General features: G+C 40.1%; 9 protein-coding genes. 6 read left to right on the top strand and 3 right to left on the bottom strand.

Going from position 1 to position 12,186, the window contains the following annotated elements; genetic code table 11:
• Positions 1-84 precede the first annotated feature (84 nt).
• Positions 85-2,922 carry an RNA polymerase-associated protein RapA gene (gene rapA / locus E0D95_RS05430; RefSeq protein WP_130802937.1) on the top strand — a complete coding sequence of 946 codons (2,838 nt, stop codon included), beginning with the start codon at positions 85-87 and terminating at the stop codon, positions 2,920-2,922.
• Between the two features lie 110 nt (positions 2,923-3,032).
• On the opposite strand, the gene dps is transcribed toward rapA, so the two are convergent.
• Together dps and fabR are read right to left on the bottom strand one after the other, a co-directional pair.
• Positions 3,033-3,539, bottom strand: coding sequence for a DNA starvation/stationary phase protection protein Dps (dps, locus tag E0D95_RS05425; RefSeq protein ID WP_130802936.1), 507 nt, complete (start codon positions 3,537-3,539; stop codon positions 3,033-3,035).
• Positions 3,540-3,706: 167 nt separating this feature from the next.
• Positions 3,707-4,396 (bottom strand): HTH-type transcriptional repressor FabR, encoded by a 690-nt coding sequence (gene fabR / locus E0D95_RS05420; protein ID WP_130802935.1) that lies wholly within the window; start codon positions 4,394-4,396, stop codon positions 3,707-3,709.
• 139 nt (positions 4,397-4,535) lie between these two features.
• Between fabR and E0D95_RS05415 the strand changes: the two genes are divergently transcribed.
• A complete protein-coding gene (locus E0D95_RS05415) occupies positions 4,536-5,597 on the top strand; it encodes a ferredoxin reductase (protein WP_130802934.1) in 1,062 nt (353 codons plus the stop codon).
• 13 nt (positions 5,598-5,610) lie between these two features.
• Positions 5,611-6,705, top strand: coding sequence for a fatty acid desaturase family protein (locus tag E0D95_RS05410; protein WP_130802933.1), 1,095 nt, complete (start codon positions 5,611-5,613; stop codon positions 6,703-6,705).
• 68 nt (positions 6,706-6,773) lie between these two features.
• On the opposite strand, the gene E0D95_RS05405 is transcribed toward E0D95_RS05410, so the two are convergent.
• Positions 6,774-7,478 carry an SIMPL domain-containing protein gene (locus tag E0D95_RS05405; protein ID WP_130802932.1) on the bottom strand — a complete coding sequence of 235 codons (705 nt, stop codon included), beginning with the start codon at positions 7,476-7,478 and terminating at the stop codon, positions 6,774-6,776.
• 475 nt (positions 7,479-7,953) lie between these two features.
• Between E0D95_RS05405 and E0D95_RS05400 the strand changes: the two genes are divergently transcribed.
• The 3 genes from E0D95_RS05400 to E0D95_RS05390 all read left to right on the top strand — a co-directional run bounded on the left by E0D95_RS05400 (position 7,954) and on the right by E0D95_RS05390 (position 12,185).
• The gene (locus E0D95_RS05400) at positions 7,954-9,324 is read left to right on the top strand and encodes a diaminobutyrate--2-oxoglutarate transaminase (protein WP_130802931.1); all 1,371 of its coding nucleotides are present in this window, start codon (positions 7,954-7,956) and stop codon (positions 9,322-9,324) included.
• A 4-nt stretch (positions 9,325-9,328) separates the two neighbouring features.
• Positions 9,329-10,861, top strand: coding sequence for a pyridoxal phosphate-dependent decarboxylase family protein (locus tag E0D95_RS05395; protein ID WP_130802930.1), 1,533 nt, complete (start codon positions 9,329-9,331; stop codon positions 10,859-10,861).
• A 292-nt stretch (positions 10,862-11,153) separates the two neighbouring features.
• Complete coding sequence (locus E0D95_RS05390; RefSeq protein ID WP_130802929.1) at positions 11,154-12,185, top strand: substrate-binding domain-containing protein; 1,032 nt, start codon at positions 11,154-11,156, stop codon at positions 12,183-12,185.
• Position 12,186: the final 1 nt, after the last annotated feature.

The following is a 12,186-nucleotide window of genomic DNA, read 5'->3' as shown; positions in this document are numbered from 1 at the left end:
AATATGTGATGAAAGACTACACAAAATGACTGCCATTGATTTCAATGAACAGCGTAAAATGTGTGGTGCAAATTTGAGATAAAGGTGGAAAAATTGCAGCAGTTTGCTATTGGTCAACGTTGGTTATCAGATACGGAAACTGAACTCGGCTTGGGTGTTTTGATTGATGTTGATGAGCGTTCAATCAGCATTTTATTCCCCAAAAGTGATGAAACTCGTGTCTATGCACGCAACAATGCACCTTTATCACGTATTATTTTTAATATTAATGATGAAGTACAAGATCAAGAAGGCAATAAGTGGCTGGTTGAATCGATTGAAGATCGCCATGGAGTACTGCGCTATAACGTAGTACGTCATATTGATGGCGGTGAACAAGAGCGTAAAGCGCTAAATGAAACTCGTATTGGTGCTCAAATCCAGTTATCCAAACCTGTCGATCGCTTGCTTGCAAGTCAAGTGGATTATAAGGAATGGTACGACTTACGCATCGAAGCGTTGATTATGCAAGCGCAAATGCAAACCAGTCCTTTGCGCGGTTTGATTGGCGCGCGTGTCGGTTTAATTCCGCATCAGTTGTACATTGCACATGAAGTTGGTCAGCGTTTTGCACCACGTGTCTTGCTTGCCGATGAAGTGGGTTTAGGTAAAACCATTGAAGCAGGCTTGATTATTCACCAGCAACTTAAAACAGGACGCTCCGAACGTATCCTGATTTTGGTGCCAGATTCATTGCAATATCAATGGATGATTGAAATGCGTCGCCGTTTCAATCTGCATTTTTCTTTATTCGATTTGACCCGTACTGCGTCGATAAAAGAACATGATCCTGAGTTAAATCCATTTTCGACCGAACAATGCATTATTGCCAGTATCGATTTAATGATTGACCATGAGGACCTGCGTGAACAAGCACTTGAAGCGGGCTTTGATCTGCTTGTGGTCGATGAAGCGCATCACTTAATGTGGAGCGAAGAAGAAGGTGGTAATGATCGTTACGATCTGGTCGAAGAATTTGCACAACAAACCGCAGGTGTATTGTTACTCACTGCAACGCCGGAACAGCTTGGAGTAGAAAGTCACTTTGCTCGTTTACGGTTGCTTGATCCACAGCGTTTTAGCAGTCTGGATCGTTTTCTGGATGAAGAAGAACAATATCAACAAACGGCAAAAGTCGCTGAAGTGCTGATGTCGGATGAAGCATTAACCGATCAACATATAGATGCTTTGGAAGGTTTACTCAGCCATCGTATTCAGGATCAACCTGAACAGCGTTATCAAGCTATTCAAGAATTATTGGATCGTCACGGGACAGGTCGTATCTTGTTCCGTAATACGCGTGAAGCGATTCAGGGCTTTCCGGGACGTGATTGTCAGCCAGCCGCTTTGCCAGCACCAGCCGATTGGTCAATGGATGGTAAACTGCTTGAGCAAATGTGGCCAGAAGAAGCTCAACTTGATGGTTCATGGATGCAAACTGATCCACGTGTTGCATGGCTGATGGAAATTTTGCGCAAGGATTTAAAACACGAAAAAGTGTTGTTGATTGCGCGTAGTGGGCCTGTGGTAGAAGCGCTAGAAAATGCGCTACGTTTGCATGCCGGTATTCGTACTGCGATGTTCCATGAAGGCATGAGTCTATTGGAGCGTGATCAGGCGGCTGCATATTTTGCTGAAGACAGTTATGGTGCGCAGATTTTACTCTGTTCAGAAATTGGTTCAGAAGGGCGTAATTTCCAGTTTGCCAGTGATCTCATTTTATTTGATTTGCCAGCCAATCCTGATGTGTTGGAACAACGTATTGGTCGTCTGGATCGTATTGGTCAGGAAAACCGTATCCAGATTCATGTGCCTTATTTAATTGGAACAGCACAAGAGCGTATGTTCCGTTGGTACAACGAAGCTTTAAATATTTTTAGTAGTATTTCGCCAACCGCGCAAACGCTACAGGAAAACTTTATTGTCGATTTAAAAGAATGCTTACTTGCTGACTTAGGTCAGCGTTTTGAAGATTTACTCGAAGAAGTGAATGTTCAGCGTCAGGCATTAGAAGGGGAGCTACAAGCAGGTCGTGACCGTTTACTTGAATACAATTCTTGCCGTCCAATGGTCGCGCAAAAAATTGTCGAAGCGCTTGAAGATTATGATGACAACACGACATTGCCGATGTTTATGAAGCGTTTTATGTCATCGACCAATATCGACTTTGATGAGCAAAGTAATGGTACGGTCATTATCAAGCCAACTGACCAAATGCAGGTACAGGGTCTAACGCTTGATGAAGAAGGAATGACCGCTACATTCTATCGCGATCAGGCACAGATTCGTGAAGATGCGCAATACCTGACTTTGGAACATCCATTTGTTGAAAGTGTCATGGAAATGATCAATACCCAAGCTTTTGGGAGTACCAATGTTGCGGTCTTGAAGTCAAATGCACTGAAACAAGGTTCGGTACTGATTGAAGTCTGGTTTAAAGTGGATGTGGTTGCACCGAAAGCTTTGAATTTGCCATCAAGTTTGCCAAAGCAATTGATTCGCGTATTACTGAGTGAAACAGGTCAGGATTTATCTGAAAAAATTGATCCCGCTATTTTAAAACCATATTTGCATCATCTGGATGGTAATAGCTGTCGTCAAGTCGTGAAAGCGCGTCGTGAAGTGATTGAGCAACGTTATACGCAGGCACTTGATATTGCCAAAACATCATTACCAAGTTTAATTGAGCAAGCCAAACAACATTATGGTCAAAAGTGGCAATATGAAATTGAGCGTTTAAGCTATTTAAAACAGTTTAATCCAAGCATTCGTCCTGATGAAATTGAACGTCTACAAAAATTGCAAAAAGAAGGTTTAAATCTTCTGGATGGATTATCGGTGACTCCAGAAGCGATTCAGATCATGGTGGTGGTCAAACCATAAGTGATTTGATGGAATAAAAATATAAAAAAGGAGGAATTTAAATTCCTCCTTTTTGATTAAAAAGCGTATGTTTTTAATTTATTTACAAAGATCACTATTTACAAAGCTCGTTACGCTGTTTTGTCTTGATCAATATTGGCTTCAAGGAACCATAAATATTGATCTAGATCTTCCAAAGCAGCATGAATAATGTCTTCAGAAATTGGATCTTCAATTTTTTCAATCGTATCGCGTAAATGGTTGGCAACAATTGCATAACGATCGGCTAATTCTTTTAAATGATCCTGTACATCATGAATTTCGACAGGATAAGCTTTTAAATGTGACGTATTGCTGACCGCTTGAGTTGTACCCAGTGCTGTACCACCAATCTGTACCGCACGTTCAGCGACATTATCCAAATGTGTAATCAACGATGTTCTAAAGGTATCTAACATTTCATGTACGGCAATAAAGTTACTGCCACGCATGTTCCAGTGCGCTTGCTTGGTCAGCAATGAAAGATCGATTAAATTCGCCAAAATTTGGTTTAAAATTTTAACGGTGGCTTCTTTGACAGAAGCATCAAGATTATTACGTGTATATACTTTTAATACTTTTGAAGTCGATTTGCTCATCATAGTCCCAATTTATAAAAGGTCAGTCCTTGCAAGAATTGAAAGGTCTGACTAAATGAATGTTGTCTATTTAAGCTAGCACATAATGAGAGTGAGAATTGTTTTTATTCTTCAAGTTTTGTATTAGAAGTTTTTCTTGTCATTTTGTCCGTAAAGTCAACTAATTATCAAATTTTTGATTCGTCCAGATGACGTGCGCCTTGTAAAATCATACGGATCATAATCATGGTTTGTTCAGCCACTTCTTCACGTTGTTCAATGGGCAAATCAATCACTTTTGCGCCCATATTAAATACCAGTTGTGTAATTGCCTTTGCCACAAGATCTGGATGATAGAGTTTATTGCGATTTAAACGTTCTAAGCGAATGAGATCTTCTTGTAATTCTTGCTGGAAAAAAATTAATTGGCGTTCAACCGCTTCTTTATAAGATTTTGACCCTGTAAAACCTTCACGCAGTAATAAACTTAAATTACCTTCATCAGTATCAAGTTGCTGAATAAACACTTCAACCGAGCTACGGATAATACTGTTTTGCTTGGACGCTTGTAACCGGGCTTCACGGATAATTTGACGTAGCACAATTCCTGAGCGATCAATCAGGGCAATTGCAAGTTCGTCAACATCCTTAAAATGACGATAAAAACTATTTGGAGCAATACCCGCCTCGCGAGCCACTTCTCTAAGGCTTAAAGATGCAATACTTTTTTGTGGTCCAATCAAGTTTAATGCGGCTTCAAACAATTCTTCCTTAGTAATTGTTGCTTTACGACCTACCGTACGACTCGGGATTTTCTGATTAAATTCAGATACATCAGAATGAGCGTCAAGTGTTGTAGAAAAAGAGGAAGCAGTCATATTTTTCAATACATTGTAGGTATTTCGTCATTATAACCACAGTATGAGCCATTGTGAAATGCAAATAAAAATACATATATATACACAAATTTATATACATGTGTATAATAATTGGAAAGCAACCTAGAGTGGCATTCCTATGCAAGCAATTCAAAAGAGTTCATCTCTCTTTCGTACATTGACACAATCTGTGTTCGATCCGCATGCAGCTGATTTTTGGCTACAAAAAATAAATCCAATTTGGTCAACTTCACGTGCTTTGGCACAAATAATAGAAAAAAAACACGTCGCCAAGGATACTGTAAGTTTAACGCTGCAAACCAATCGTCACGTAGAATTAGGGAAGGCAGGGCAACATCATCCTGTGAAGGTTAAAATAGACGGCCGTTTATATGAGCGCAGCTATAGCTTAACTAAACATAATGGCAATTTGATTTTGACGGTAAAAAGAATTGCAGATGGAAAAGTCAGCACTTGGTTTCATGAAAAAAGCCAAGTGGGCGATATCGTAGAGTTAGGTCAACCCTTTGGTGAAATGCAACTTACTCATCAAGCCAATATTGTACTGTTGGCGGCTGGGAGTGGTATTACTCCAATGTACAGCCTGATTAAGCAGCTTAAAGACAATCAGCAATTGGCTCAATCACAGGTCAAACTCTTGTATTGGGTCAAACACCGTGATGAAGCCGCTTTTGCAACTGAGTTTGAACAACTTGCACAGCAATATCCTCAGTTTGAGTTGAAAATTTTTAGTACCCAAGACCACCAACATGATGCTCGTTTAAACGTGACACATTTGGCTGATATTGAACATCTGGAAAATACAACGGTTTATGCTTGTGGTCCTTCAGGGTTTGTGCAAACAGCAGAAGAGCTATTTGGTCATGCTCAAGTTTTTATGAGTGAAGCATTTAGTTTGACTCAGATCTCTGACAATGACACCGGATTTGTGAATGTCACCTTAAGTCGTTCCAATCAAATCATCGCGATACCCAAAGGACAATCCATTTTGGCTGGTTTGGAACAAGCCAATATTAAACCAACTTATGGCTGTCGTATGGGAGTTTGTCACAAGTGCGTGTGCCAAAAAACGCAAGGCACCACCAAAGATTTACTCAATGCCAGTGAAAATAGCGAACCTAAAAACCTCATCAAAATTTGTGTTAGTTCAGCCAAGTCTGATCTTGTGATCGACCTTTAAAGAGAGCACTCCCATGAATATGCCTGTCAAAGTTGAATATTTTAAAAATCCAAAAAATAGAGAGTTGACTCAAGCAGAGTTAGACCAATTTGCTCAAGAGTTGGATCAAATTAAGCAGGAAGTACTGGATGATATTGGCGAAAAAGATGCTGCATATATTCGCCGTGTTTATAGTGCGATCCGATATACCAGTTTTTTTGGTCGTGCGTGTTTATTTGCAGGCTGGTTTCCGCCTGCGTGGCTTTTAGGTACAGGACTTTTAGGCGTTTCAAAAATTCTGGAAAATATGGAATTGGGTCACAATGTGATGCATGGGCAATATGACTGGATGAATGATCCTAAATTTAATGGTCAAACCTATGAATGGGATACAGTAGGAACTTCTGACAACTGGCGACAAACGCATAATTTTAAACATCATACTTATACCAATATCAAAGGGATGGATGATGACATTGGTTATGGACTATTACGTTTATTTCCAGAGCAACGCTGGAAACCGGGTTTTTTATTACAACCGATTTATAGCATTCCATTTTGTTTATTATTTCAATGGGGTGTTGCCATCCAAAATCTGGAAATTGGGAAAGTGATCTACAAACGTAGAACATGGAAACAGTTTATGTCAGATTGGAAACCTGCTCAGAAAAAAATGGGTAAACTCCTGTTTAAAGATTATGTATTTTTCCCGTTGATTGCTGGACCTGCGGCTTTGCCTGTATTTACTGGAAATCTTGTAGCGAATGGGATACGTAATATCTGGACGTTTAGTATTATTTTCTGTGGTCACTTTACCAAAGATGTGGAAGTCTTTCCAAAGACGGTTCTACAAAATGAAAGCCGTGGACATTGGTATATGCGTCAGATTCGAGGTTCTTCAAATTTGACAGGTTCAGAAGTTTTTCATATTTTGACAGGGCATTTGAGTCATCAAATTGAGCATCATTTGTTCCCTGATGTGCCTGCGCGCCGTTATCGTAAAATGGCACCCAAAGTTGAAGCGGTCTGTAAAAAATATGGTATTCATTACAACAATGCGAGTCTGGTTAAACAGTACGGACAGGTGTTAGGTCGTATTGTGAAATATGCGTTTCCGTTTAAGAAATAGTTTTTAGTTCTTCATTGTAAAATAGAGAGTCTAAACTCTCTATTTTTACCACTTTAATCCAGCCATTATTATTTAAACTGAATCGAACCATTGGCATTGACTGTAATTTTAGATTCACCCGCAGCAACATCCTGTGCTGGGGCAGCTTCAGCCGTCGCAAATTTTGCCATACTGGCACGCAACATGATGGGTTGTGGAAAATAATTATTGGTATTTAAATTGAGATTAACCAAATTGTAGCTTGCTTTGTTCCAAGCCTGTGTAATGACCTGAGCACGTTGCTGAAAATTTTTTGATGCTTCAACCATAAGCTCATTTTCAACTTTTTTACGTTGTTCATCCGAAACAGTAAAATTAACCGATTGAGTCTGGAAATTTTGTTGTAACTCACTCATCAGTTGGCTCGCTGCTTTAAAATCTTTACTTTCCAAACGGATTTCAGCACGTCCACGCCATTCTTTAAACTTACTGCTGTCATTGTCATAAATTGGATAAGTACTTTGTGCGCCTGTTTCAACTTTTACCTGAGGGTATTTACGTGAAACAGCCATGGCCTCGTTCATCAGTTGATTAATCTGTGTCGCCAGAGCAGCAGGTTGCTTATTACTCTTTTCAATATAAAGTGTGGCATGCATTTCATCATTGGACACTTGACGGGATGCTTCTGCCTGAACATTGACCACATTATAGTGAAGTGACTCATTTTCAGCTGCAAACACAGCAGGGCTGATACTTGCTGAAAGTAATAAACTGCCCAATAATAAATGACGCATAAAATCTCCTTAGAATATAAAAATAAAAACTTGTTTTTATCTGAATCTATCTTAATGATCAGTGATGTAGAACTTAAAAATCTTTTGTGGCAAGTTTGTAATAGTTTAGATGAAATTAGAATCCAAATATTGACAGATAAGATATTAAAAATCATGTATTTAATATTTTTATTGCAGCGCGAATATGATAAATAGGTAAAAAATGATTTTTTGAAGAAAAAAAGCGTATTTTCTTTCGTCTGTCACATAGTATGATTATAAATTGTTCAAGGAGTTAGGCATTTATTTTTTTTGATCAAGTTGCATGAAATTATGGACCAAAAGGTCTTTATTTTTATACAAAAAAGGGTATCATCGCCCTCCTAGTGATAAGAAAGCAAATGTTGCCTAACTAGAATCCTACAAGCACCGAGTCAAAGGACCGCAAGTCACCAGACTTATTTCTTTCAACCCATATCAGAGATGGTAATTCGATATGAGCGTTAATTCCGTAAATCCTGCCACCCATTCAACTAACGAATACTACTTGACTCGCCAAAGTCAGATGGAATCGAACGTTCGTAGTTATCCACGCAAGTTACCACTCGCCATTGCTAAAGCACAAGGTTGTTGGGTAACAGATGTGGAAGGTACACAATACCTTGATTGTTTAGCAGGAGCAGGAACATTGGCTTTAGGCCATAATCATCCTGCGGTCATTCAAAGTATTCAGGACACGCTTGCAAGCGGTCTTCCATTACATACTTTAGATTTAACCACTCCTTTGAAAGATGCATTTACTGAAGCATTACTGGCTCATCTACCGGGTGGTCAGGAAGAATACTGCTTACAGTTCTGTGGTCCATCTGGTGCAGATGCGACCGAAGCTGCGATTAAACTTGCCAAAACTTATACTGGTCGTAGCTCAGTGATTAGTTTCTCTGGCGGTTATCATGGTATGACGCACGGTTCACTTGCGATGACAGGTAACTTAAGTGCTAAGAATGCAGTCAACAATTTAATGCCCGGCGTTCAATTTATGCCATATCCGCATGAATATCGCTGCCCATTGGGTTTAGGCGGTGAAGCGGGTGTTGACGCATTAACCTATTATTTTGAAAATTTAATTGAAGATGTTGAAAGCGGTGTGACTAAACCTGCTGCCGTGATTCTTGAAGCGATTCAAGGTGAAGGTGGTGTGGTCACAGCACCAGTAAAATGGCTGCAAAAAATCCGTGAAGTGACTGAAAAGCATAATATCGTGCTTATTCTGGACGAAGTTCAGGCTGGTTTTGCTCGTTCAGGCAAAATGTTTGCGTTTGAACATGCAGGAATTGAACCTGATGTGGTGGTGATGTCAAAAGCAGTCGGTGGTGGTTTACCACTTGCCGTATTGGGTATTAAACGTAAGTTTGATGCATGGCAACCTGCGGGTCACACGGGTACTTTCCGTGGTAACCAGTTAGCAATGGGTACAGGCCTAATGGTTTTAAAAACCATTAAAGAGCAAAATCTGGCTCAAAATGCACAAGAACGCGGTGACTTCTTACAGGCTGAACTTAAAAAATTGGCTCAGGAATTTCCATGTATTGGCAACGTGCGTGGTCGCGGTCTCATGATTGGTATCGAAATTGTCGATGAGCGTAAACCAGCAGATCGTATTGGTTCACGTCCTGCCGATGCACAATTGGCTGCTGCCATTCAAACAGCTTGTTTTAACAATAAGCTTTTGCTTGAAAAAGGTGGTCGTAACGGTACAGTCATTCGTCTACTTTGTCCGCTTATCATTAGTCAAGATGAATGTGTTGAAGTGATTGCTCGTTTTAAACAAGCAATAGGTGAAGCACTGAAAGCAGTTCGAGGCTAAGCGCATGGTTGATTTTGCAGAACATCGTAAAGCGTTACTCTGCAATGATGCGGGTTCTATAGCTGATTATCAGTCAGCTATGGATGAGGCGGTGAAAGCCGTCGCTGCATGGTTGCAAAACGATAAAATGTACACAGGTGGTAGCATCAAGGAATTGCGTTCAGCGATTTCTTTTAATCCTTCAAAAGAAGGATTAGGTTTACATCAGTCTTTAAGTCGTATGGTTGAGTTATTTCTCAACAAAAGTTTGAAAGTGCATCATCCGTATTCACTTGCGCATTTGCACTGTCCAACCATGGTGACTAGCCAAATTGCAGAAGTGCTGATCAATGCGACTAACCAGTCGATGGACTCATGGGATCAAAGTCCTGCGGGTTCATTGATGGAAGTGCAGCTCATCGATTGGTTGCGTCAAAAAGTCGGTTATGGATCGGGTCAGGCGGGTGTATTTACCTCAGGTGGTACCCAGTCTAACTTAATGGGCGTTCTACTGGCACGTGACTGGTGTATTTCCAAAAACTGGAAAGATGAAAATGGTCAGCCATGGTCAGTACAGCGTGACGGCATTCCAAGCGATGCGATGAAAAATGTCAAAGTTATCTGTTCTGAAAATGCGCATTTTTCTGTGCAAAAGAACATGGCGATGATGGGCATGGGTTTTCAGTCTGTGGTGACTGTTCCTGTGAACGACAATGCCCAAATGGATGTCGATGCACTAGAAAAAACCATGGCACATTTGCAAGCTGAAGGCAAAATTGTGGCGTGTGTGGTTGCAACTGCAGGGACAACGGATGCTGGTGCGATTGACCCTCTCAAGAAAATCCGTGAAATTACGAACAAATATGGTTCGTGGATGCACATTGATGCGGCTTGGGGTGGTGCATTAATTCTGTCTAATGCACATCGTGATATGTTGGATGGTATTGAGCTTTCTGATTCAATCACACTGGATTTCCATAAGCATTATTTCCAAAGCATTAGCTGTGGTGCGTTCTTACTCAAAGATGAAGCCAATTACCGCTTTATGCACTATGAAGCAGAGTATTTAAACTCAGCTTATGATGAAGAGCACGGTGTTCCGAACCTTGTGTCTAAATCATTGCAAACGACACGTCGTTTTGATGCTTTAAAGCTATGGATGACTGTGGAAGCACTCGGCGAAGAACTTTATGGTTCGATGATTGATCATGGTGTGAAGCTAACCCGTGAAGTGGCCGATTACATCAAGGCGACTGATGGACTTGAATTGTTGGTTGAGCCACAATTTGCTTCGGTATTGTTCCGTGTTGTGCCAGAAGGCTATCCGGTTGAATTTATTGATAGCTTGAATCAAAACGTGGCAGATGAATTATTTGCGCGTGGCGATGCCAATATTGGCGTCACTAAAGTCGGCCAGGTGCAGTCTTTAAAAATGACCACACTGAGCCCAGTGGCTACACTGGATAATGTAAAAAGCTTATTGGCAATGGTTGTTGCTGAAAGTGATCGCATTAAAGATGCAATTGTTGCGGGAACTTATACGCCTGCGATTGACTAAATCTTGTAATGGTCACAAAAAGGTCACTTCGGTGGCCTTTTTTATGACAAAACAATGAAATATTACATTTTCATTGGTAAATAAAAATAAAAAGTATGTCTTGAAAATTGAAGTTACATATTGAAATTAAAAGAATTTTATAAAAATCAAAGTTTAGGCGGTAATTATCATAAAAGCGTCATGTAGCTGTCACTTAATTGTCACATTTTAAAATCAAAATGCTGTTATCCAAAGTACAAACACTGTTTCTAAAGTGATGTACCCACATTACGCTAAATAAAGAGAGAAAAGCATGCGCTTAAATTCACGCCAACTTGCCATTGCACTTGCAGTTTCTGGGGCCGCTGTAGCGACAACTGCAAATGCAGCCCGTGATACCATTCAGATCGCTGGTTCATCAACTGTTTTACCTTATGCAAGTATTGTTGCAGAAGAATTTGGGAATACTTTTCCACAGTTTAAAACACCTGTTGTTGGTTCTGGTGGTACATCGGGTGGTCTAAAGCAGTTTTGTCAAGGTGTTGGTGATAACACGATTGATATCGCAAACGCGTCACGTAAAATCAAAGATACTGAATTAGCGGCTTGTAAAAAAGCAGGCGTGAACCAAGTACAAGAAATTAAAATTGGTTATGACGGCATCGTCTTTGCATCAAATTCAAATAAAGCTGCATATAAATTAAAACCAGCATTTGTATTTGCTGCACTTGCAGAAAAATTACCATCAAATGGTCAGCTTGTTGCAAACCCGTATACGCGCTGGAATCAGATTGATAAGTCACTGCCAAATGAGCCAATTACTTTAGTTATTCCAGCTTCTAACCACGGTACACGTGAAGTGTTCCAGGAAAAAATGGTAGAAGCAGGCTGTGAAGCGTATGACTATTTCAAAAAATTGGATAAAGATGACCAGAAAAAAGCCTGTTCAGCGTTCCGTAAAGATGGTCGCGTCATTGAAATCGCTGGCGATTACACTGAAACTTTGGCTCGTTTAAAAACTTCTCCAAGTGCAGTCGGTGTTTTTGGTTTAGGTTTCTATGATCAAAACCGTGACAAGTTACGTGTTGCCACTGTAAACAATGTTGCACCTTCTGAAAAGACAATTTTGAATGGCAGCTACCCGGTATCTCGTCCATTATTCTTTTATGTAAAAGGCGAGCATTTGAAATCAATCAAAGGCTTACCACAATATGTTGAATTTTTCTTGAACAAGAAGACTTCAGGTAAAGGCTCTAAGCTGGAAAAAGCAGGTTTAATTTCGATGTCTGATTCAGAGCGTTCAAAAGTTCTAGCAGACTTTAAAGCGGGCAAGTCTGTTAAGTAAT

The organism is Acinetobacter ihumii (assembly GCF_900625095.1).
Lineage (GTDB): Bacteria > Pseudomonadota > Gammaproteobacteria > Pseudomonadales > Moraxellaceae > Acinetobacter > Acinetobacter ihumii.
Note: the sequence above shows the minus strand (reverse complement) of the source record. Positions and strands in the feature narration are given on the sequence as shown.